This window comes from Nocardia sp. NPDC004573, from assembly GCF_053602135.1.
Genome location: NZ_JBSGDA010000002.1, coordinates 18465 through 41828, shown reverse-complemented (window position 1 = coordinate 41828; position 23364 = coordinate 18465). Strand labels below are relative to the sequence as shown.

The following is a 23364-nucleotide window of genomic DNA, read 5'->3' as shown; positions in this document are numbered from 1 at the left end:
CGGATGGCGCGATCGGTCAGCGGGTGAAGCGCAGCAGCCCGGTCGCCGAGTCCACATCGGCGAGCCGCAGACCGGCCGTACGCGCCTCGGCGGTCAGGCGGTCGACGTCGGCGGGCCATACGTGGTGCTCGGTGCACACCTCCTGCACCAGCTGGTCGCCGTCGTAGGCGCGGTAGGTCATCCGCCAGACGAGCGACTCCGCGTCCAGCGGGTCGGCCCGGCTCCAGCCCTCGTACCGCAGGTCACCGGCCTTGGCGGTGGTGTATCGGCGTTCCGCCGACGGTTCGACGCGCCCGGGACGCTGCACCTCCACCACGGCATCGGCGCCCGGAGCGAGCGCGTCCGCGACAGCGCTCCACACCCGAGGCCGGGTGGCGGGATCGAAGTGCCCGATGACGCCCAGCGCGACCACCGCCGCACACCCCGTCGGCAGTCGCGTATCGAGGAAGCCGCGGGGCAGCACGGTGATCCGCTCGCGCAGGTCCTTGCGGGCGGCAAGCCGCGACAGCAGCACCGCGCGCATCGGCGCCGCCGGTTCCACCGCGACGATCCGCGCGTCGGGCAACGCGTCGGCGACCAGCATCGTGGACAGGCCGGTGCCGGCACCGATATCGACCACCGGTCCGGCGATGGTGTCCACCTCGGCCAGCAATCTCGCCAGCACGGGTTCCACGCCGGCCACATACGGTGTGGCCATGAGGTCGTAGAACTCCGCGGCGGCGGCATAGTCGTCGGTCACGGCTTCTCCGAATCGTCCAGGATCGCGAGCAGTTCCGACACCAGATGGGCGACCGTCGACACGGCGGGCGGGCGCAGCAGCGCATAGTGGTGGGCCGCGACCGGCCGGGTGTCGATGACGACGTCGGTGTGCGCTGCCCATCCGAGGTCCTCGAGATCGGAGCAGTCGTCGACTCCCATGCCGACCCCGGAGTTGTGTGGCGCGGGCAGTTCGGCGCGCACCAGGAGGATCTCGAGCCCGTCGCCGTCGAGATGACCCGTGTGATGCGTGCCGAGCGCACGCAGATGACGCCGGAAGATGTCTTCCCTGACCCGCTGGTCGGCCGGGTCGCCCCGCTCGACGAGGCCGGCCGCGGCCAGCAGGCGCCGGATCTCCTCTCGTTGCTGCTCGTCCGCAAGCCCGTCGAAATCCGCGCCGGGCGTGCCGGTTTCGAGGTCGAGGTAGGCGGCGAGTGAGCCGAGGTAGCGGGTCCAGAAACCGCGTCCGTCGACATGGTGGATGCGATCGGCGATGTTCGAGTCCAGCAGAACCAGCGCCTCGACGGTGTCACCGGCCGCGCGCAGCCCGCGTGCCACCTCGTGCGCGATGATTCCGCCCATCGACCAGCCGCCGATCCGGTAGGGACCGGTCGGCTGGTGCGCGCGCACGACGTCCTCGTACACCCGCGCCAGCTCGGTGATCGTCTCCGGGCCGGGGCCGCCGGCCAGTTGCGGGTCCTGTATCCCGATGATCGGTATGCCGGTGTCCAGCGTGCGGGCCAGATCGACATAACAGAGCACATCGCCACCGGTCGGGTGGATGAGGAACAGCGGCCGTCCGGCGCCGTCGCGCAGCGGCACCACACAGTCACCCGGGATTGACGGCTCCGCGGTTTCGCGTCGCGCGGACGCGGCGACCGCGGCCAGGGTGGGATCGGCGAGGAATTCTCGTGGCGTCAAGGCCAGGCCGAGTTCGGCGCGCAGTCGATTCAGCATCCGGATGGCCAGTACCGAGTCGCCTCCGAGAGCGAAGAAGTCGGTGCCGCGGTCGAGGTCACCGGGGACGTCCGTCATCCGCTGCCACACTTCGGCGACGGCGCGCTCGGTGTCGGTGGCGGGCGGGCCGCTCGCCACCGTCCGGACCGGTGCGGCGTCGATGTGCGCGGGTTGTTCGGCATCGGGCACCTCCAGCGGCGCGGTCCAGGTGCCGTTCCGGTCGACGAGCGCGGTGATCATGTCACACACCTGCGCGAACAGCGCGTCGAGCACACCAGGGGGGAACAGTTCCGCGACCGCGTCCAGGTTCACCACCACCGAGTCGTCCCAGTCCCACTGGAACACTTGCATGTCCAAGGCCACCTGCGGCGTGCGGACACGCTGATAGAAATCGCGGACGACCACCGTGTCGGGGGTGCCGCCGGGCGGATTGAGCCCAAGGGTGCTGTGGAAGACGACGGGCGCCTGCGGCCCGGTGTCGCGCCTGCGCCGTGCCAGCTCGCGCAAGACCTCGACGCCGGTGACCTGTCCGTGGTCCAGCATGGTGGCGATGGACTCCTGCACGGTCCGGGCTGCGGTCAGGAACGTCGGCCGCGCGGGCAGGGCGATGTCGAGCAGCACGGTCCCCGCGTAGGGACCGATGGCGTGGTCGAGATCGCGCGGCAGGTGCAGACGGTTGAGATAGAGCACGTTGAGCAGGAAGCGGCGGTGCCCCGCCATCCGGGCCAGCGCCGCGGCCCAGCAGGTGGCGAACATCGTGGTGGGTGTGATGTTGTGCTCGGCGCAGCGGTCGCGCAGGACCGCCATGTGCTCGCCGGATACGCGGAATTCCCGCCGTTCCAGCGTGTCCGGACGTACCTGATCGAACGGCGCCGCCAGGGGCAACGCGGGAGCGGGCGGAAGATCATCGATGCGTTCCCACCACCAGTCCCGCTGTGCTCGCCATTCCGGTTCGCCGCGCTGGCGCCCGATGGTCTCCACGTAGTCGCCGAAGTGGGCGGTGAGCGCCGGCAGCACCGTATTGGGTTCGTCCAGGTAGGTGAACAACTCGGTGAACATCAGCTGCACCGACCACCCGTCGGCCACGAGCAGGCTGCACACGATGTGCAAGCTCAGCTCGTCGTCCGGGAGCCGCACGGCGGTGACGGCGAACGGCCAGGGATTCAGCCGCGGACCGGTGCGCTGCACATCGGCGCGGATGGCGGCCAGCCGCTGGTCGATGTCCTCGGCCGCGGCCGATCGCAGGTCGAGATGGATGATCGGGAGCGCGGCCAGTCGCGGATCGTCGACGGGCAGCACCTGCTGGGTGCCATCCGGCAGGAAGATCGCCCGCAGCATGGGTTGGCGTTCCACCTGCCGGCGCACCGCCTCGTCCAGGACGGTCGGATCGATTCCGGTGAGCCGGAAGTCGACATAGTTGTGCGCCGAGTCGTAGCTGAGTGCGTATCCGTGCTGCTGCCCCACCCAATAGGCCTGCTGCAGCGGGGTGAGCGGGAACGGCGCCGCCGGGTCGGCCTGCCGCGCCAGCTCCACCGCCGTCGCCGCGATCCCGGAACGGCGCTGCGCGATCAACGCGACGAGATCGGCGAACGAGAGGTCCCCGACCAGTTCCGCCACGGGTACCGCCACACCGAGCCGCGTGCGGACCATGGTGGCCATGCGCACCGCCAGCACCGAATCGCCGCCCAGACCCACGAAGGTGGAATGGGCTTGCACGGCCCGGGTTTCGACACCGAGGACCTGCGCCCAGATCTCGGTGACCGCGGCGGCCACGTCCTCGTCGCGATCACCGCTGCGCGTCCCGGAATCCGGTGCGGTCCACGCTTCCGGATCACCGGCGAGGCGGCGCAGCCACTCCACGTAGGAGGTGAACGCGGTGTCGGCGTCCGCGGGATCGAGCACGGTCTCCAGGACGTCCCACTGCAGCTGCACTCCCCCGGCATGGACGAACGCCTGATGGTCGAGCCATACCTGCGGTGTCTGGCTCACGCCGTGCGCTATTCGGCCCGCCCACTCCAGATCCGGGGCGCCGTCGACCAGATGGGCCGCATCGAGGGCACTGGTGAACACCACCGGCAGCAACCGGCGCTGCCCTGTACGGGTGGACAGTTCGGCGAGCACGTCCAGCGCCGAGTACTCGCGGTGATCGATATCGTCGAAGAGTCGTCGCTGGGTGCGCGCGACGCGCTGCGCGAACGCGCCGCCTTCGGTGCGATCGACTTCGTGAGCCAGCAGCGTGGTGAAATCGCCTACCACGCCGTCGATTCCCGGCAGCGCCACCGGCCGGTCGATCAGGGTCAGCGACAGGGTGAACCGCTCGTCACCGGACCAGGCGGCGAGCACATCGGAGTAGGCGGTGAGCAGTACGGCGGACGGCGTGACGCCGTGGTCTGCCGCCAGCCGCCGCAGCCCCTCCCATTCTCCCGGCGCGAGCCGGGCCTCCCGGCGGGCGAACCACGGCTGGGCCTGGGTGCGGGTGCGCGTCGGCAGGGCGGGCGCGCCGGGCAGGCTGTCCATCCGGCGCTGCCAGTAGTCGATCGCTCGCCTGCGGTCCGCGGACTCGGCGCGGGCACCGGTATGCGCCACGAAATCGGCGAAGCGTGTCTGCAGGGGCGGCAACACGGCAGCCGGGTCGGTGTAGAGCAGCCGCAGATCGCGGTCGAGGACGAGGAAACTGCCCGCATCGCAGATCAGCGCATCGATGCCGACGAACAGCCGGGTGGTGGTGTCGTCCAGGAGCGCGGCCCGCACGTCGAACAGCGGCCACCGGTCCGGGCGGTGCACCCGGTGCGACAGACGACGCCGCAGGTCCGACAGCGTGCCCTCGCGGGCCTCGGCGGCGGAGCCGGTGAGGTCGTGGCGGCGAATCCGGAATCGCGGCACCTCGGGGAGGATGTGGTTGCGCCCGTCCTCGGTGATGACCGCACGCAGCATCTCGTGCCGGTGGATCACCTGGTTCCACGCCTGCTCGTAGCGATCGAGATCCAGCTTGTCACAGTCGTATTCGAGATAGATGTGGCAGGACACGTCACTCAACCCGAATGCACCCGACCGGCCGACCCAATACGCGTGCTGTACCCGGGTGAGCGGGAAGGTGCTTTCCACGCTGGTCACGTCTTGCGGACGTGCGATCTCGGTCGCGGGCGGCCCGGGTGCCTCCGATGCGACCGCGACGGGCGCCGCCGGGCGGCGATCTCGCAGCAGCACCGCGAAGGCGGCAACGGTCGAGTGAGTGAGCAGTTCCCGCATGCGGATATCGGTGTGCTCGCCGTCGTTGAGGATGTCGAGCATCCTGGTCGCCAGCATGGAGGTGCCCCCGAGTGCGAAGAAGTCGGCGTCGGCGTCCACCACCGGCTCACCCAGCAATTCTTTCCACAGTGCGGCGATCCGCTCCTGTTCCGCAGTCGCGAACCTGGGCGACACGGCAGGCCCCGGGGCGGGCGGCGCAGTCGGCTCCGAGCTGCCCTGCGCGACAACAAGGTCGGGCGACGGGACACCCGGCGCCGGTTGCGGGCTGCCGTGCGCGACACGAAGGTCGGGCGACGGGACACCCGGCGCCGGTTGCGGGCTGCCGTGCGCGACACGAAGGTCGGGCGACGGGACACCCAGCGCCGGTTGCGGGCTGTCCTGCGCGACAACAAGGTCGGGCGACGGGACACCCGGCGCCGGTTGCGGGCTGTCGTTGCGCGCCGGCGATTCGGGCCGACGGATCGACTCCGTCGCGACCGGCCGACCGTTGGGCAGCACCGGTGCACGGGTGGGCGATACCGCCGACCGCTCCACGGCCGCCGGAGCCTGCGCCACGGACGGTGCGAGCACCACCGCGGGCGCCCCGATCCCTCCGTCCGGGCCGGGCTGCGGACCGGCGCCGTTCCGGGCTGCGGGCTGGGTCGCCGCCGTCTCGGTGGGCGGGTCGATCCAGAGACTGCGGCGTTGAAACGGGTAGGCGGGCAGGCGAGTGCGGCGGCGGCGATGCAACGCCTCGACGTCCACAGCCGCGCCCGTACACCACAGCTGACCGACTGCCGTGAGCAGCGCCGCCCGATCGGGGGCCGGGCCAGCGGCCTGCTCCCCGGGGTCCGCCAGGGTGGTCAGCGCGGCGGTCAGCGTAGGCGGCGCGTTGCGGCGCGCGAGCGCGGCGAGGGAACTGCCCGGACCGACCTGGACCACGGTTGTCGGCGTCGCGGCCGTCGCGGCCTGCAACGCGGCCGCGAAGCGCACCGGTTCCCGCAGATGCCGTGCCCAGTGCTCGGCGTCCAGGACACGAACCGGCCGACCGGTGCGGGTGCTGTAGAGCGGCAATGCGGCCGGAGCCGACGGCACCTCCGCCGCCGCGGCGCGCAGCGGCGCGACCGCCGCCGCGACAGCGGGAGAATGCAGAGCGGCGTCGACCCGCAGCCTGTGCGCGGGGATCCCGGCGCGACCGAGAGCCGCCGACAGCGCCTCGATCGCGTCGACCGGTCCCGAGACCACACAGGCGTCCGGGCCGTTGACGGCGGCGAGCGCGATCTCGGGGTACCGGGACACAGCGGCGCGCACATCCTCTTCACCGAGGGTGACCGCCAGCATCGCTCCGGGCGCGGTGTCCGCCAGCGCGCTGGACCGGACCGCCACCAACCGCGCGGCGTCCGGCGGACTCAGCACGCCCGCGACGACGGCGGCGGCGTATTCGCCCAGACTGTGGCCGATGACGCCGTCGGGCTCGATGCCGTAGTGACGCAGCGTCGCCGCGGTCGCGAGCGACACCGCGAACAGGGCGGGCTGTCCATAGCGCACGCGGTCGACGTCCTGCCGCGCGGCGCGGCCGGTCACGATCTCGCGAATGTCGTAGTCCAGCAACGACCGCATCGCTTCGGCGCATTCGTCGATCCGGGCGGCGAACACGGGCTCGTCGCGGTAGAGCCCGGCCCCCATGCCCGAATACTGAGCACCGGCGCCCGGAAACGCGAAGACGATGTCCGGGCGCTGCGACGGTACCCGTCCGGCGGCAACGGGCCGTGGCCGCGGATCATCGCCCGACAACAGTGCGGTGGCACGCCACCCGGACTCCGGATGCGGCCCCCGCGAAACCGTGTAGGCATGGTCGGCTCCGGTTTCGGCCGAGATATTGCCGGCCTGCGCGATCTGTTCCCGGCAACCGGCTTCCGTGACCGCCGAGACCAAGAGCAGTTGCGTGCGCGGATCGGGGTCGCTCGACTCGCTGCCCACAGGGGCTTGTTCCAGCACCACATGGCAATTGGCGCCGCCGATCCCGAACGAGCTCACCCCGGCGATCCGGGTGCCGTCGCGTTCGGGCCAGTCCCGGGTGTGCTCGACGACCTCGAACAGGCCGCGATGGCGCTCCACATCCGGATGGGCCGGACGCGCGTGCAGCGTCGCCGGAATGCGCCGATGGTCCAGGGCGAGCGCGGCTTTGATCAGCGAGGCGATGCCTGCCGCGCTGTTGGTGTGGCCGATGTTGCTCTTGACCGATCCCAGCGCGATCGGCTGCGGAGCCGTTCGGTCGGCGAACACCGCGGCCAGCGCCGACAGCTCGATCTGATCACCCAATGCGGTCGCCGTGCCGTGCGCCTCGATCAGGTCGACCGCGTCGATCCCGACATCGGCGACCGCCAGCGCCTCGGCGATCGCTCGCGCCTGCCCGGCCGCCGACGGCGCGGTGAATCCGGCCTTGCCGCCGCCGTCGTGGTTGACCGCGCTGCCGCGCACGATCGCGTAGACCGGATCGCCGTCGGCGAGCGCGTCCGCGAGCCGCCGCAGCACCACCAGGCCCACGCCCTGACTGTGCACCATGCCGGTGCCGTCCGCGCCGAACGCCCGCGTGCGGCCGTCCGCGGAGAAGACCGCATCGGGCACATGCAGGTAACCGCGTCCTTGGGGCACGATCAACGACGCGCCCCCGGCGAGGGCGGCATCGCATTCCTCCGACAACAGCGCCTGGGCGGCGAGGTGTACCGCGACCAGCGAGGTCGCGCAGGCGGCCTGCACCGCCACCGCTGGGCCGGTGAGGTCGAGCCGGTAGGCGATCTGCTGCGGGAAATAGTCGGTGAGCGTGCCCGTCTCCGCCTGCAACCGGCCGATCGGATCCCGTTCGGCGTTCAAGCGATACGCCGCGAGGTTGTGCTCCAGATAGTCACTGCGCGAGGCCCCGGTGAAAACGCCGACCGCGCCGAGGCCCCCGCCCGCGCGGTATCCCGCGTCACCGAGCGCGTCCCAAGAGCATTCCAGCAGCAACCGCAGCTGTGGATCCATCAATTCGGCATCGCGCGCCGTGATGCCGAAATGCTCGGGTTCGAAACGGTCCTGGCCGTCGATAACCGCGCCGACGGGCACGTAATTGCGGTGCGCGCGCAGTTCGGCGGACACGCCGCGAGCGGCGAGCTCCGCGTCCTCGAACCGGGTGAGTCCTTCGCGGCCCGAGGCGATCAGGTCCCAGTAAGAGGCCAGATCCGGTGCGCCCGGAAACCGGCACGCCATTCCGATGACGGCGACGGCGTTGTCTTCGTTCACGATTCGATCTCCACTTCCGAGTCCACCGCCAGTTGTCCGCGCATCATCGCCAGCACCGGGCACGAGGCCTCCACGAGCCGATGCAGGTCCCGATATCGGGCCGGTGCGTCCGGGCCGTCGATCCGGACCCGCACACCGATGCGTCCCGGCTGGGCCGGGTCCGTGAGCCCGAACACGGGACCGAGATCCACCTGGGCGGTGACGTCCACCGACAGCGAATGGATGGCGATGCCCAGCCGCGCCGCGTGGAAGCGGTAGGTGACCGCCTGACAGGTGCCCAGCGCGGCCAAGGCCGTTCCGATCGGGTCCGGACCTGCGTCACCGCCCCCGGCCGCCACGGGTTCGTCGACCACGAGGCTGTGGCGGCCGATGCGCACCCGCATCTCGGTCGGCGTGCCCGAGCGGTGTTCGGTACGCACGGTGAACCGCTGTCTGCGGTCGGTCGCGCGGCTCGCCGCGGAACGCAACCGGAATACCGTGTCAGCGAACGACATCCGCGAGCCTCGCTTTCGATCGATGCGCCCGCCGACGGCGTCCGCGCGCCGCGGCGCCGGTGAGATCGATCGGCACGGCACCGGATCGGGTCGCCGACGGGTCCGGTGCAGCGCGGTCGGCGATCCAGTCCGCCAGGCGCCGCACGGTGCCGAGCCGGAAGATGTCCGGGACCGTGAGCGCGGGGGTGAGATGCCGCAGTCTGCGATGGGCCCGGACCAGCGTCAGGGAGGTCGCGCCGAGATCGTGGAACGGAGTGGTCACCGCGATGCCGGGGCCGAGCAGATCGCTGAACACCTCGACGATCACTGCCTCCACGCGTGCGCGGACGGCCGTCGCGGTCGCGGCCGGGGCAGTGAGGACGAGTTCGGCCGCGTCGCCGAAGTGCGTTTCGGCGGTGAGCCCGGCGGCCGTGGCCGAGGCGTGCAGTCGGCCGATCCACTCCGCCGCGTGGTCCGTGGCGGCGCCATCGACGGGTTCCGCACGCAGCGTCAGCGTCAACCCGAGCGCTTCGGCCTGCCGCGCCGCGTGCAGCAGCCAGTCGTCGACCGGTGTCGGCGCCTGCTCCCGGTGCGCAGCTCCGGCCGGCGCGACTGGGTCCTCGTCGGCCGCGACGACGGCTGATCGCACCGGATGTGGTGCTGGAGCGCGCTTTTCGGACCCGGGCCGATCATCGTCGGTAACGGTTGCCGCTCGACCGTCTTCGGCAGGTATCCAGGACGCCGCAGTGGTCGCGTCGCGACGGAACGGGTTCGGCAGCCGGGCATGGTCGACCTTGCCGTTGGACGTCAACGGCAAGGCGTCCAACGGCACCCACCGGGAAGGCACCATGTATTGCGGCAGGTGCCGCGCCGCGTGGTCGGCGAGTCCCGTGGTGTCGACCGGTGCGTCGCCGCCGGTGACGTACGCTACGAGCTGCGGCCGGTCATCCGCCCCCGGCACCGCCGCCGCCACACAGCGGCGCACGCCCGGATGCCGGGCCAGCACGGCCTCGATCTCGCCCAGTTCGATGCGGTGGCCGCGCACCTTGACCTGCCGGTCGACGCGGCCGAGGAACTCGATGGTCCCATCGGGACGCCACTTGCCCAGGTCGCCGGTGCGATACAGCCGCAGGCCGAGCCGGTCGTGGCGGATGAAACGAAGCGCGGTCTGCTCGTCGTCGCCGACATACCCACGCGCCAGACCGGCTCCTCCGATGTGCAGTTCACCGGGCACGCCGACCGGACAGGGCCGGCCCTCCTCGTCGAGCACGAGGAAGAACTGCGCGCGCAGCGCCGTGCCGTAGGGGATGCTGGTCCACTCGGGCCGCACCTGCCGGATCGGGTGGCAGATCGACCAGATGGCGGCCTCGGTCGCACCGCCCAGACTGATGACGCGCACATGCTCGCCGATCACCGAGCGGAGCCGGTCGGGCAGCGACAGCGGAATCCAGTCACCGGACAACAGGAATACCCGCAATGAGCGCAGCCGCGCCGCGGCCGCCACATCCGCCTCGGCGTATTCGACGAGCATCTCGGCGAGCGCGGGCGCGGTGTTCCACACCGTGACCTGGTGCGCGGCCACGAGTTCGCACCAGTGCCCCGGGTCGCGCAGCCGCTCGGCTTCGGGCACTACCAGCGCCCCGCCCGCGCCGAGCACGCCGAAGATGTCGTACACGGACAGATCGAAACTCAGCGCCGAGAGGGCCAGGACCCGGTCGCTCGGGCCGATGCCGAAGCGGTCGTTGATGTCGTCGATGGTCGTGCGCGCGGCGCGATGTTCGATCGCGACGCCCTTCGGTTCACCGGTCGATCCGGAGGTGAAGATGACGTAGGCCAGAGCGTCGTCCGCGGTAGCGACCGGCTGATCCACGGTCACCGCGCCGGATACGGCCTCGAGCGGATGCGCGGTGACGTTCCCTGGCAGTTCGACGCCGGGCGCGGCCACGGCATGGGTGATTCCGGCACGGCGACAGACCGAGGCGATCCTCGCCGCGGGCCACTCGGGCTCGACCGGCACGAATGTCGCTCCCGCCCAGAGCACTCCGTAGACGGCGACGATCTGTGCCGTCGACTTCGGGGCGAGGACCGCGACACGGTCGTCCGGACGGACCCCGGCCGCGATCAACCGCCCGGCGAGCGCGCGCGCCCGCGCGGACACCTCGCCGTGCGTCAGCGTCTCCCGGCTGGACAGCACCGCCGCGGCCGCGGGCCGCGCCGCCGACTGCTCGCGTTGCGGGTCGATGAGCAGCCCGGCGCCGAGCCCGGGTGCGAGCGGCTGCGTCTGCTCGAAATGCGGATTCCAACCCAGGTCGACGGCTTCCCACGCCCGGTCGTCCTCCGCCAGGTGACGCAACAGGCGGGCATGGGCGCCGAGCATCCGGGCCACGAAGTCGGCCGGGAAGGCCGCTTCGACCGCGTCCCAGGCCAGCCGGAGCCCGCCCGCCTCGTCCCAGACGATGTGGTCGAGGGTCACCTGCGGGGTCTGCGACACGCCGAAGATCTCGTCGCCCAGCCACCCCGCCGCCGCGCGGTCGGCCTGGCCCAGCCCGACGCCGCTGGTGAAGACCACCGGGTGGCGCGGGGCCAGGTCGGGGAACTGCTCGCGCTGGACCTCGACACCGCTGTAGGAACGGTGCTCCAGATCGGCCCAGAACCGCGCGTTCACGCGACGGGCGAAATCGGTGAAGCCGTGCCACGAATCCGGGTCCGGCGACGGCATCTCGACCAGCGCGGTAGTGCTGAAATCCCCGACCACCCCGTCGATGTCCACGTTATCGGGACGATCGAAGAGGGTCGCGTTGAGGCAGAACGCGTCGGTGGCGCCCCAGCGGGACAGGGTCAGACCGAAGGCGGCGAGCAGCACGGCGGTGGGACTGAGCCCACGCCGCGCCGCGTGGGCGGTGAGCGCCGACCAGTGAGCTGGACTCAGCCGTTCCTCATGGCGGCGGAAACGTGCGGTGCGAATCGTTTCCGGCGCGGCGGCGTAGGGCAACCGAGGACCGGGCGGCAGCGCGGCCAGTCGCTGTCGCCAGTACGCCTTGTCTCGCTCTCGCCGCTCTGTTTCGGCTGTCCGGCGTGCGCGCAGCACGCGAAGGAACGTGGTGGAAGGTTTGTGCACCGCGGCGCCGGGATCGGCGACGAACAGTCCCCACTCACGCATGAGCTGGATCCAGCTCGCCATGTCCAGCATCATGATGTCGAAGCCGACGAACAGCCGCATCGCACCGGACGGCAGGAGCGCGGCATGGATGTCGAACAACGGTCCGGTCGTGGCATCGCGCACCTGATGCGACTTCTCCTGCCGCAGCCGCGCCAATTCGGCGGCGGCGTCGCTTCCGGGATCCCGCAGATCGGTGATCCCGATGCGGTAGGGATCTCCCGCCGGTAGCACCCGTTGCCTGCCGTCGTCGGTGACGACGGCCCGCAGCATGTCGTGCCGCGCGACGACCTTGTGCCACGCCGCCTCGAGGGCGGCGACCTCCGACCACGCGTCCGCCGCCACGAACCGCTCCGGATCGCGGTCGAACTCGAAGTAGTAGAACGTGGCCACCCCGCCCAGTGGCATCCCTTCCTCGCGGCCGACCCAGTAGGACGCCTGGATCGGAGTGAGCTCCTCCTCGTCGACGGCGTCGGGCACGTCGGCGGTCGGCGGCTCCGGATCGGCGCCGGGCGCGGGATCGTCTGTCCGGCCGCGATTCTCGACTTCGGCGGTCAGGGTTTCGATCGTGGCTCCGACGAAGGAGGCGAGCGGAACGCGGACTCCGGTGCGTTCGGCCAGGCGCACATGCAGACGGGCGGCGAGGAACGAATCCAGTCCGAGCTCCTGCAACGGGCGCCGCGCCCCGATCTCGCGCGCATCGATTCCCAGAACCGTTGCAGCGCAACGGCGAACTTCATCCACGGTGGTCGCCATCTCCAGCCCTTGCTCGGCAAATCCGACGCGCCTACACTAACCAGTAATGACAATCTTTTTCAACAATGCGTTGGACTGCTACCGGTTGCTGGGGCGGTCGGGACTGCGCGTATCACCGATGGCGTTGGGCACGTTGACCTTCGGATCCGCCTGGGGCTGGGGCGCGGACAAAGGGGAAGCCCGCCGAATCTTCGACGCGTATGTCAGCCGCGGCGGCAACTTCTTCGACACCGCGGGCAACTACACCGGCGGCACCGCCGAGGAGTGGCTCGGCGAGTTCGCCGCCACCGACCGGGACACCCTCGTCCTCGCGACCAAGTACTCCGCGTTGCGGCGGCTCACCGACCCGAACTCCGGCGGCAACCATCGCAAGAACATGATCGCCTCGGTCGAGGCGAGCCTGCGCCGCCTGCGCACCGACTACCTCGACCTGCTCTATCTGCACCTGTGGGACGACCTGACACCGGTCGAGGAAATCCTGCGCGCCATGGACGATCTGGTGCGCGCGGGAAAAGTACTCTACGTCGGCATCTCGAACACCCCCGCCTGGCAGATCGCCCGCATGCAAACCATCGCCGATCTGCGCGGCTGGACACCGATGATCGCCGTTCAGCTGGAGTACAACGTGGCCGAGCGCACCGCCGAGCACGACATGCTGCCGATGGCATGGGAACTCGGCCTCGGCGTCGTCGCCTGGTCGCCGCTGGCGGGTGGCGTCCTCACCGGCAAGTACACCCGCGCCGACCTGCCGTCGCAGCCACGCAAGCCGACGCTGGGCACCTCCCGCAAGGACCTGATCCTGGCCGGGGAGGGTCTCAGCGAACGAAGCCTGGCCATAGCCGACTCCGTGCGCCGCGTCGCCCGAGAACTAGGCCGCTCACCTGCCCAGGTGGCCCTCGCATGGACGCTGCGGCAACCCGGGGTCACCGCGCCCGTTCTCGGCGCACGCACCCTCGCGCAACTCGAGGACAATCTCGGCGCGCTGACCGTCCAGTTCGACGACCACCATCTCGACCGGCTCCGGGAAGCATCCGCCATCACCGCCGGCTATCCGCACAACGTGCTCGCGCGCCCCATGGCGCGCCGGACCCTCTTCGGAGACATGCGCGTCGAGTCGCGCTCCAGATCCTGACACCCAGCACCGACACCCCCGAGGAAACGATCTTGGCTCTCTTCGACCTGTTCGTCGACCACCTGCTGCGCCGACCGCGAGGGCCGCTGGCCCGGCGGATGTGGCGGGACATGAAGTCCCATCACGACATCTTCCGGGACACGCTCGCGGCACTGCACCTCACCCCCGACGACCGGCTTCTCGAAATCGGTTGCGGGGGCGGCACCTTCGCCGCGCGAGCGCTGGAGTCGGGCTGCCGGACGACCGCGGTGGACCACAGCGCCGACATGGTGGCGCTGACGAAGTCGGCGAACGCGGACGCCGTGCGCGAGGGCCGGCTCGAGGTCCTCGAGGCGGCCGCCGAATCGTTGCCTCTGCCGGACCGGCAGTTCACCTGCGCCACCGCGATGAACGTGCTGTTCTTCGTCTCCGTTCCCGCCGTGCTCGCCGAACTGCATCGCGTGCTCGCGCCGGGCGGACGCCTCGTCCTGCACACCGTCGCACCCGAGCCGCCGCGCTCGGTCATGCCCGCGCCGCTGGCGGGCCGCGTGCGCTTGTACTCCGACGCCGAGCTCGTCGCCATGCTCGAGGCGGCAGGCTTTCACCATCCGCGCGCCGAGCGGGTCGACGGCGCCTACCAACTCGTCACGGCCGCACGCCCGGCCTGAAGCCCACCTCGGTCTCGGCGCCGCCCGCACCGGCCGCGCCACACCGAAACGGCCGGCGTCGAGACATCCAGTGCCTTGCGGAGCGGGAGTTGCCCATTGCCCGCCCGGGCCGAAATCGCTTGCCCGTGTCGCATCCATCCGCCGCCCACGTCGATCCGGGCCCGGTCGTCCCCGATGTCGCGAACCTCTCGTCGGTCGAAACACCTCCGAGATCGAGATTCTTCTCATAGAAGAATGCTTTCTGGCAATCGGCATGGAGAGCCTTCCACGCGACCGAGATTTCGGCGCCCTCTTGCGGAGCGCCTCGAAGAGCGAGGTAATCGATGAAAGCGGGACGGCATGTCCCGCCCGGTCGCCGGTCGCCCCGGCGGCCAGAGCATCCGTCGGCAACCGAACAGCCGGGCAGGGAGGCGCCCGGCACGACGACAGCGAGGTTCGTCATGAACAAGAAATTGCATGCCGGGGTGATCGCGCTGGCGATGGCCCCCGCCATCGCCGCCGCTTCCGGCACGGCCACCGCCGAATCCACGCCCGCTCCGGGCGCGGAGCAACGACATGAGGCCATGGCCGGGTTCTCCGCCCCGCCGTGCCTACCCTGGATCCTTCCGCCCGCGGTGAACGTCAACGCGTTCCTGATCTGCCTCGCGTGACATCGGGATCAGCCGCGAGGCGGCGTGTCCGCACTCGGACGGCGCGCGTGGGCGCGCCGTTCGAGACCCAGCCGCTCGGCTCGGTGTGCGGATGTGCGACCCCTCGGGACCTGCACCCCACCTCGCGTCAGACGGGCAGCGCGAGCGCAGACTCGAGAACCGCGCCGCCCGACGACGGCCGCCGAACGCGCCAGGAAGTCGAGGGTTCCGGCGGTCCGGATGCCCAGGTCGCGCACGGCCCCCGCGAGCGCCGCGAGGTCGGGCACCGGCTCGCGCAGCAGCGGCTGGTTGCTTAGGCCACGCGGCATATGGTTCCGGCAGATCGTCGCCGAGGGCCGTGGTGGCTTCTCGAACATCTCTGCCACGATCGGATGGGACGTGGGAACGTCCCTCGTCACTCGGTGGTGCGGCGGAGAGAACCGATCATGTCGAGCGCGATCTGTCCCGCTTCACGCCGCGTGCTCCGGTCGGATGTGTCGGCCATACCCCAGGCCAGTTCGGTGAGCAGCCCGTAGATTGCACGGACGGTGAGTTCGGTCGATCGGGGCTTGAAAACGCCGGCTCGGATCAGCCGGTCCACCGAGTCGCGGATCAGGCCGACCATGTAGCGCTCGTCGAGTTCACGCCACCGGTCCCAGCCCAGCGCCAACGGCCCCTCTTGCAGCACGATGCGCTGATAGGCCGCGTCGGTGCATTCGTCGAGGAACACGTTCAGGGCATGGACAGCAGTGTCCCAGGAGGGGTCGCCCGGCTCGATGATCGCGCTCGTCAGACGTTCGGTCAGTTGCTGCTCGACCTCCTCGAATACGGCTTCGAAGAGTCCTTGCTTGCCGCCGAAATGGTGGTACACCGCGCCTCGGGTCAGGCGGGCGGCGCGAGCGATCTCGTCGGCGGAGAGGTCGGAGTACCGCTGTTCGATGAACAGCCGACGGGCCGTCTCCACGAGGGCAGCCCGGGTGGCTTCGGCGTATTCGGCGCGTCGTCCCTTGACAGTCACGCCGATAAGACTACATTGACGTGCATCATGTATCTGAGATGTTGTGTGCATGCGGAACTGGGTTCTGGCGGCGGTCGTCTGGTGGGGGCCGCGCGCTCGTGGTGGCCGGGCGCGAGTGCATGGTGCTCGAGGCTCGAGACCGAATGAGCGGACGAATCCTCGAGCTCCGACAACCTGCAAAGGGCACTATCTCGCGACCGGTGGTCGTCGGTCCGTCGACTGATCGGATCCCGGCACGTTGACCAGTTGCGACCTTTGTCTCTATCGGTCGGTGGCGCCAGGGCTGCCTCGGCCGGGGGCGAGTTTCGAGCAGCAGATGCTGGCCGGCATCGAGCGCTTGGAAGACAGTGACGGCTCGGATCATCGGATGCTGCGGCGCACGCTACGCGCCGCCGCGGCGGTGAGCCTCTCGGAGGTCGAATGGATACACCGGATGCGGGCGACCGGGGCCACGCTGCAGCCACGAGTCAGCGTCGTCGACGGTCATGTCGCCGGCTACCTCGCCCAGTGGCGTGACGCCCACACCGCACGTCTCGGTCCGGCGATCACCGACCTCGAGGTCGGAGCGGGCCTGAGCCTGCCCGATCTGCGCGACGGGTGGGAGGACGACGCGCAAGCAGCGGCCGACGCGCAGACCGAATGGAAATTACCGCGTGCGATCAAACCGTCGGCGCGAGAAACCGCGCTGTCGGCCGACCCCGAGCTTTGGGCGCATGCCTTGGCTGATGTCCGCGGCTTCAATGAGGCGTTGGCACGTGTTCGGAGCATCGAGCGCGCGGTATGGCGATGGGCGGCAAGCCGTGTCTCCGGCGTGCTGGCGGTCTGGTCGTGGCGGACGGAGCCCGACGCGAGAGGGCCGTTCGCCGTCGCCTCGCACGAACTGGGTATGTCGGCACTTGTCGCCGGGAGCCGCGCACGCCCGCTCATCTTCCGACCGCCCACACCGGATCTGGAAACAGCAGCGCACGTTCTGGCCCAGCTGTGCCGAGAAGTTCACGACCCGCCCGTCGAATCCGATCTGGTCGGCGAACTGATCACCAGTGTCGCCGCGATCATCAAGGCGCATCGCGCACGGGGGGAAACGGCTCGAGCGTCGAGTATCTACGCTATGGCCGTAGGTCCCCTGAAGTGGATAGAACACGACATCCGCACCACCGTCCCGACCTCGGTGATCGGCTGCCAACTGCGGGTCGGGCACCCACCACGGCCCCAGCCCAGTTGACCGGTTGCCCACCCGCGACGGCAGCAAGGTCAACCGGCAGGACGGTCCTCGTCCGGATAACCCAATTCCAGATCGACGTCCGCCTCAGGCGCAATACCAGCCGCAGTCCACTCTCCCCCACCATCCACAGCTTCGCGCACGACGGCGCCGCCCCCGCCGACGGCCGCTGGATGACGCGCGCGGGCCGGTGGATCGCTCCGCGACACGCCAATCCGTGCTCGCCGCCGCGGTCGTGCAGGGGCGCACCCCGGCTCCGGTCGGCGGCGCGTCTACAGCAGCGGTGGCCGGCGGCCGCGACGGTGTGGGTGCACGCGCAGTGGCTGCGGTCCCCGACGGTGTTCAGGTAGCTTCCACCGTTCCCGCATCGCTGCTTCGGCGTTCATCATCTTGGACGTGCATGTTCGGGCCATCCGAATCGGTGCGGCGGTGAAGCACCGGAAAGCGGATCCCGGCACTCACCTCGCTGCCGTGCAGAAGCCGCCTGGCGACCGGGGGGACGCGTGGATGTTGGCTGCTAGGCCGATCCGCTGTTCCATGTCGCCACCGGATGAAGGCGGATCGGCACAGGGAGTTCCGGTAGGTGGGGGCGGGCAGGTTCGGATCGGAGGAGAAGCGTGGCCGCGATGATGTAGTAGCCGTCGACCACGGGTCGGCATGCTCGTCAACCGTTGTCATGACTGTATACAACCGTTGACAGGTTGACGGAGGGCCTCCGGAGCTGCCTCCGACAGCTCGGCCCCTGACGCAAAGGTCCAGGTGGCAGACTGCAACTGCATTCAGGTGAGTGGCAGGCCGCGACCGCTGCCAACGCACCCACCCTGCACCGAAATCCGACCGCAGCTGCCGGCGCCTCCTGCTCTCACTCCCACACCGTCGAATCCATCCGCGTAGTCTTCGCCCAACTCCCCTCGTCCGGACAACCCAACCCGGACTGGCTGTTGCTCCCCTCCCGCACCGACACTTTCCGCAACCCCCGACAACTTCAGACGCATCCGGCGCGCCGCCCACGCAGTGGATTCACCTGGCTCACCCCCGCCCCTTCCGCCATGGCGCGGGCACCGCCATCGACCACGCCCGCAGGACGCGCCGTCCGCCAAGTCGGTAACACCGAAGGCATCGCCCGGAACTCGTCCCCGACATGCCGAGGAGCCGGTCAGTCGCCGTAATGATCGTGTGTCTCGAACTCGCCGAATTCGTCCTGCAGCCAGCCCAGGTCGCGCCAGGTCCCCGTGCCGTCGAGAGGGCCCGCGTAAACGATCTCCAGGTAGCTGCCAGGCTGGTCGTCGAGCCGCAGGCGGCGGCCTCGGCTGTACAGGAACACCGACACGCTGATGTCCGGCTGTCCGTCGATGTACTGCATGCCGAGTACTCCCTCCCACGACACCTGGAGGGACGGACCGGACGGCTCAGGACCTCGGACGAGACAGGAGAACCCATCCTCGGCCTCGCTCGCGTTGACTACGGTCACCTGCTCACCGAGGTGAGTGGCGAGGCTGGCGGCGAGGAGGTCGATCGTGGACCTCCAACGGCTGGATAATGGGTTGGCCTCGAGGCCATTCTCGACCGTCATGCCAATCGTTCCTTTCCCCATGCTCTCAGTGCGGCGGTGTGACGCTGGTTGCTGCATCCGGGCAGCGGCTTCGTCGATCAGGTCCTGCGCTCGGACCGAAATCGAGACAGAGCCGATGGCTGGACAGACCCCAGTTTCAGCTCCTGCGGCACCGCATCCTGCCCGCATAGCCCGGCACCACCGGAAGTGAGCCAGAGCCACCTTCCGGACACCCCGGCACTGCACGGCCAGCGCGCAGTGCCGGGGTGCTTGCGGGCTCCTATTTCGGAGCGGTGGAGGTCGCGGGCGCACCGGCGTCGGGCGTAGCGGGTGCGACAGCCGCGTTGACAACATATGCGATACCCACCTGCGATCCCTATCGATCCGGACTGTATCCGCTGCCGATCCACCGCCCGAAACGCGGGTAGGTCCAGGGGGCGGGTAGTTCGGCGGGGCGTACGGCCGGACACAAAGCATGACCGTGTGAACACGACGCCCCGCAATGGTGCGGTCTGTCGGTACGGTGTGCGGCGACGACGGCGGGCCGAAACGCCGCACTGCGGCATGGACCGAACGCGCCTGGTACTGCGCAGATCATTCGCCGCGCCGCGCTCTGGCACGTCGTTTGCCCTCGTGCATGGCCTGAACCCGGGCCACCGGAATCGTGTGGCCCTCTTCGACCAGATCCGGTGGAAGACGCTGCGGAGGAGGCATTTCCGCCTGCCATGGATCACTGTCGCCGAGCAGATCCGGCACGGTCCGCACCGTGAAATCAGTAGGTTTCACCTCGTCGAGGTCCGACCACCGCAGCGGGAACGACACGGTGACGCCCGGACGGATACGCGGGCTGTAGGCGGCGGCCACAGTGGCACCGCCCGCACGGGTGGCGTCGAGGAAGACCCTGCCCTGACGATCTTCCCGGATGAACGCTGTCGTGCCGACCGACGGATCGATCCGCTCCGCTCGCGCCGCCACGGCCCGCGTCGCCGCGGCCGCGTCCTCGACATCGATCCCCGATACCACCGGCACGAACACGTGTAGCCCCTTGGAACCGCTCGTCTTCACCGCTCCGGCCAATCCGTCCGCGGCCAGCGCTTCCCGGATCAGCCGGGCACCTGCTACGGCGTCGGCGAAAGTCTGTCCCGGTGAGGGATCGAGATCCAGCACAAGATGTGTGGGTTCCGGTGCGGATGCCGCGAGAAACAGGGTCGGGTGATACTCGACCGCCCGCTGATTACCGAACCAGATCAGGGTCCGCAGGTCGTCACAGAGCGCGTACGTGATCTCCCGCCGGGAACTCTCCGCCCAGACCTTCGTCCGCGCCACCCACCCCGGCGTGTACTTCGGGAGGTTCTTCTGTGTGAACGGCTCCTGTCCCGGCCGCACCCGCACCACCGAAAGCGGCCGTCCGCGCAGCACCCCGAGCAACCGTTCCCCGGCGAACTCCAGATAGTCCACCAGATCCCGTTTGCTCGCCTCAGCCTCATCGAACAACGGCTGATCGAGATTGGACAGTTCGACCCCGTGACGCAACTCGACTTCCGTCATCGCTCCACCCTTCCCGACCACCGGGCGCCGGTCAATCACCGGAGGTGGCGAATGCCGGGGTGTTGCAGCAGCAGGCCGGGAACTGCGGAAGCCTCGACACCTGCCGGACCGGATGCGAACCAGGAATCCGGGAGTCCCTACCAGGCCAGTGCGCCCACCGAGGTGGTATGCGCTTCGGTCAAGCCGGACGTGGTCGGTCCATCGGCCACCCAGCCGGCATAGCCATCGGGGCGCACGAGAACCGCGCCAGGTGTCGGGATGTCGCCGATCCCGGGGACGGCCCAGTGGTCGTCGCGGGTGCGGGCACGGACGATCTCGATCCGGTCTTCCCACTCCGATACTGCCGAAAGGTCGGTTCCGTTGAGCAGCAACAGAACCGGTCTTCCGCCGTGCAGCAGGCGGCTGACTCGGGTAGCGCCCTCCACGGTGGTGAGGTCGGCATCGGGCACGCGGCCACCGGCGAGTTCGTGATTGCACTCGGTGTCGTAGCGGATATCGAGCGCGGTGATCATGAGCCCGAGTCGACGCCGGACCGCGTCCATATCGATCAGATCGCCCATGATGTCGCGCAACGCGTCGGTGTGCGCGCCGGGGCGCATGAGGGCGGTCTGGGCGCGGGTGTTGTGCAGGACGCGGGCGGCGGTGGGGTGGCGCTCGGATTCGTAGGTATCCAGCAGTTCGTCGGATGCGCCTGCGTGCAGCAGTACATCGACGGCAATCCCTCTGAGCTCGACCATATCGGACGAGACATCGACGCCGACCGCTATCCCCGAACCGCGCGCATGGTGACCGACACCTCGACCGCCGATCGGGCCACGGAGTTCGACCACGGCCTGCGCGTCATCCTCGCCGGAATCCTCGCCACTACCGATCGCGCGCATCGTTGACATGGCCTTCTCGGTGACACGCGCCGCTCCGACTGCTGCGGTGAGCGGAATTCAGACCCCGATGCGGGGCACGATGACCTGTCGCGGTCGCAGGTCGAAGTAGGCGGCGGCGATATCGAGAGATGGCCGTCCGTGCACCGCGATTACTGTTTCCGTACAACCAATTCCAGCGCGATATTGTCCGGGTCGCGGAATTCCAAGATGTACATGGGGCCGAGGTCTTTCACTCCCGCGTGGGCGATGCCGAGTTCGTCGAGCAAGGCAGCGGCCGAATCGAGTTCCGACCGAGTGGCGAGGGCGAAGGCGAGGTGGTCGAGTCCGACTCGGTCTTCGTCGAATTCATCACTGGCGACCGGGCGAAGTCCGAGCAGCGCATCACCCATCTGGTAGATCACACCGCCGAAGAGGAACCCGAATCGCGCACGGGTGGCTTCGTCCGCGTCCGCGGAACACTCCCAAGCGATCGGCCATCCGAAGACGGCGTCATAGAAGGCACGGGATCTGTCGATATCGGTCACTGTCAGACGGACATGGTCGAACGAACTGGTGGAGATGGGCATGATCGAGATCCTGTCACGACCACCCGGGCGTCTCGACCGCGTGGTGCGGCCTTCGAACCCTGCGGCTCGGGTGGCGCGGCAGGCAGGCTTCGGTCGATGCCACGACGAGCGGTTCCGTATTCGCCGGACTTCACCGTTTCGGAAGTCGTCGGAGCGAGCCCGAAATGCCGGTTTCTGGTCGACGCCGTATCCGTCGATCGGGCCACCGATACGGCCATGAGGGTGACGAGGACGGCCAGCACCACAGCGACTGCCACGCCGATCGCCCTGCGCGGAACCGGATCCGACACGGGCACCGGCGGCGGTAGACCCCCGAATCCGCCGTAAGGCCGGTACCGCTTCACCGATTCCAGCACATACTCGCTTCCGCCCGAATATCGGTCGGTGGTGAAGGAGATGGATCCGCCGTCCTTACCTGCGTTACGGTAGGCCTCCACTTTCAGATCGCAGATGAGCAGTTGTCCCGTTCCGCTGTCCCAGCGAGGCCAACCGCTGGCTTGGCCGTATTTCTGCTGTACCAGAGGGTCGACCATCCGCGCGACGAGGAAGACGCTTTTCCCGGTGGGATATATCGCCAACCTGTCGATATCGCGCCACGAGAAGCGATGGACCACGCCGACTTTGCGGACCTCGACTCCGCCCGCATCGATCGCCAGTTTGTCGCCGCGGCTGATCATGTAGAAGTGCCCGGAGACGACGGAGACGCCGAAGAGCACCGAGAGCAGATCGCGCAGCTCACCGTGCACTCGGAACACGAACCAGACGAACAGCGGGATCGCGATGCCCGCGATCGCCACGTTGAGATACGTGCTGGCGCTCTCGCCCGTGTCGGGAAACACGGTGCCGCTGTCGGTTCTGCGCTCCGGGACGGATTGCGCGACCAGACCGTCGACGATACGGACCAGCCTGTCCGTGTCGTCGTCGTATACCTCGGACCTGATCCGGACCGTGTTGTGCTCGAGCAGGTTCCGGATGCTCGGGGGCAACTCGTTCGGGTGCGGCAGTCCGGCATCGTCCACCAGGAGCGGTAGCACCACCTTCCCCAGGCTCAGTGCCGTCTCGATCTCCATGCGTACCGGGTCGTCGGGTGCGTGCAGTCGACTCTTGTTGTGGGCGCTGAGCCATTCCGACCCGATCACCACGATGACCACGGCCGATCCGGCGATGGCTTGGACAATCGCCTGGCGAAATGGAACCCCGACGTCGATCGAGTCCCGGTCGAAGAAAGTCAGGTCGTCCGGGAGCTCCTTCTCGAAGGTGGCGCGCAGCCGACCGACGAAGTGGTGGGTGCCGTCCCGGCGGTAGCTGAGAAATATCCGATAGCGATTCATGTACCCCCCTCTTCCCCGAACGGGACTGCTGACGAGCCCTCAGTGCGCGGCGAGATCTTGAACGGCCATCATTATCCCGTCAACCCCAGCGAAAAGTCAGCCGATGAAGATTCTCCTCGCCGATCCGCCGACCACACAACGCGAGAACTGCATTCCTCCCTCGCCGGGCGGTAAAAGTTCGGTTACCACCCTTGCCCGGTATCACAGACCAATAGGTCTGTCGTGGTCCATC

Annotated in this window: 14 protein-coding genes; 4 read left to right on the top strand and 10 right to left on the bottom strand. The window is 69.3% G+C overall.

Annotated features, from left to right (window positions below; all coding sequences use genetic code 11):
• Positions 1-16: 16 nt before the first annotated feature.
• The 4 genes from ACWEKR_RS03615 to ACWEKR_RS03600 are packed head-to-tail and all read right to left on the bottom strand — an operon-like array spanning position 17 to position 12609.
• Positions 17-739: a class I SAM-dependent methyltransferase gene (locus ACWEKR_RS03615; RefSeq protein ID WP_452353117.1), complete on the bottom strand. Its 723-nt coding sequence runs from the start codon at positions 737-739 to the stop codon at positions 17-19.
• Complete coding sequence (locus ACWEKR_RS03610) at positions 736-8223, bottom strand: acyltransferase domain-containing protein (protein ID WP_452353116.1); 7488 nt, start codon at positions 8221-8223, stop codon at positions 736-738. The genes ACWEKR_RS03615 and ACWEKR_RS03610 overlap by 4 nt, the downstream gene beginning before the upstream one ends.
• Positions 8220-8717 (bottom strand): OsmC family protein, encoded by a 498-nt coding sequence (locus ACWEKR_RS03605; protein WP_452353115.1) that lies wholly within the window; start codon positions 8715-8717, stop codon positions 8220-8222. Before ACWEKR_RS03605 ends, ACWEKR_RS03610 begins: the two co-directional genes overlap by 4 nt.
• On the bottom strand, positions 8704-12609 hold the full coding sequence (locus tag ACWEKR_RS03600) for a non-ribosomal peptide synthetase (protein ID WP_452353114.1): 3906 nt from the start codon (positions 12607-12609) through the stop codon (positions 8704-8706). Before ACWEKR_RS03600 ends, ACWEKR_RS03605 begins: the two co-directional genes overlap by 14 nt.
• A 46-nt stretch (positions 12610-12655) precedes the next feature.
• Between ACWEKR_RS03600 and ACWEKR_RS03595 the strand changes: the two genes are divergently transcribed.
• The 3 genes from ACWEKR_RS03595 to ACWEKR_RS03585 all read left to right on the top strand — a co-directional run bounded on the left by ACWEKR_RS03595 (position 12656) and on the right by ACWEKR_RS03585 (position 15038).
• Positions 12656-13741 (top strand): aldo/keto reductase, encoded by a 1086-nt coding sequence (locus ACWEKR_RS03595; protein ID WP_452353113.1) that lies wholly within the window; start codon positions 12656-12658, stop codon positions 13739-13741.
• Between the two features lie 32 nt (positions 13742-13773).
• Positions 13774-14388 carry a class I SAM-dependent methyltransferase gene (locus tag ACWEKR_RS03590; RefSeq protein ID WP_452353112.1) on the top strand — a complete coding sequence of 205 codons (615 nt, stop codon included), beginning with the start codon at positions 13774-13776 and terminating at the stop codon, positions 14386-14388.
• 440 nt (positions 14389-14828) lie between these two features.
• The gene (locus ACWEKR_RS03585) at positions 14829-15038 is read left to right on the top strand and encodes a hypothetical protein (protein WP_452353111.1); all 210 of its coding nucleotides are present in this window, start codon (positions 14829-14831) and stop codon (positions 15036-15038) included.
• Between the two features lie 394 nt (positions 15039-15432).
• Here ACWEKR_RS03585 and ACWEKR_RS03580 read toward each other — a convergent pair whose 3' ends face one another.
• Positions 15433-16035 carry a TetR/AcrR family transcriptional regulator gene (locus tag ACWEKR_RS03580; protein ID WP_452353110.1) on the bottom strand — a complete coding sequence of 201 codons (603 nt, stop codon included), beginning with the start codon at positions 16033-16035 and terminating at the stop codon, positions 15433-15435.
• A gap of 271 nt (positions 16036-16306) precedes the next feature.
• Here ACWEKR_RS03580 and ACWEKR_RS03575 point away from each other — a divergent pair, with 271 nt between their 5' ends.
• Entirely contained in the window at positions 16307-17257 is a 951-nt protein-coding gene (locus tag ACWEKR_RS03575) for a hypothetical protein (RefSeq protein WP_452353109.1), read from the top strand.
• A gap of 1153 nt (positions 17258-18410) precedes the next feature.
• On the opposite strand, the gene ACWEKR_RS03570 is transcribed toward ACWEKR_RS03575, so the two are convergent.
• The 5 genes from ACWEKR_RS03570 to ACWEKR_RS03550 form a co-directional block, all read right to left on the bottom strand.
• A complete protein-coding gene (locus ACWEKR_RS03570; protein ID WP_452353108.1) occupies positions 18411-18827 on the bottom strand; it encodes a hypothetical protein in 417 nt (138 codons plus the stop codon).
• Positions 18828-19400: 573 nt separating this feature from the next.
• On the bottom strand, positions 19401-20354 hold the full coding sequence (locus ACWEKR_RS03565; protein ID WP_452353107.1) for a DNA polymerase domain-containing protein: 954 nt from the start codon (positions 20352-20354) through the stop codon (positions 19401-19403).
• A gap of 137 nt (positions 20355-20491) precedes the next feature.
• Positions 20492-21244: an aromatic-ring hydroxylase C-terminal domain-containing protein gene (locus tag ACWEKR_RS03560; protein WP_452353106.1), complete on the bottom strand. Its 753-nt coding sequence runs from the start codon at positions 21242-21244 to the stop codon at positions 20492-20494.
• Positions 21245-21384: 140 nt separating this feature from the next.
• Positions 21385-21801: a VOC family protein gene (locus ACWEKR_RS03555; protein WP_452353105.1), complete on the bottom strand. Its 417-nt coding sequence runs from the start codon at positions 21799-21801 to the stop codon at positions 21385-21387.
• Positions 21762-23132 carry a toll/interleukin-1 receptor domain-containing protein gene (locus ACWEKR_RS03550; RefSeq protein ID WP_452353104.1) on the bottom strand — a complete coding sequence of 457 codons (1371 nt, stop codon included), beginning with the start codon at positions 23130-23132 and terminating at the stop codon, positions 21762-21764. The genes ACWEKR_RS03555 and ACWEKR_RS03550 overlap by 40 nt, the downstream gene beginning before the upstream one ends.
• Positions 23133-23364 lie beyond the last annotated feature (232 nt).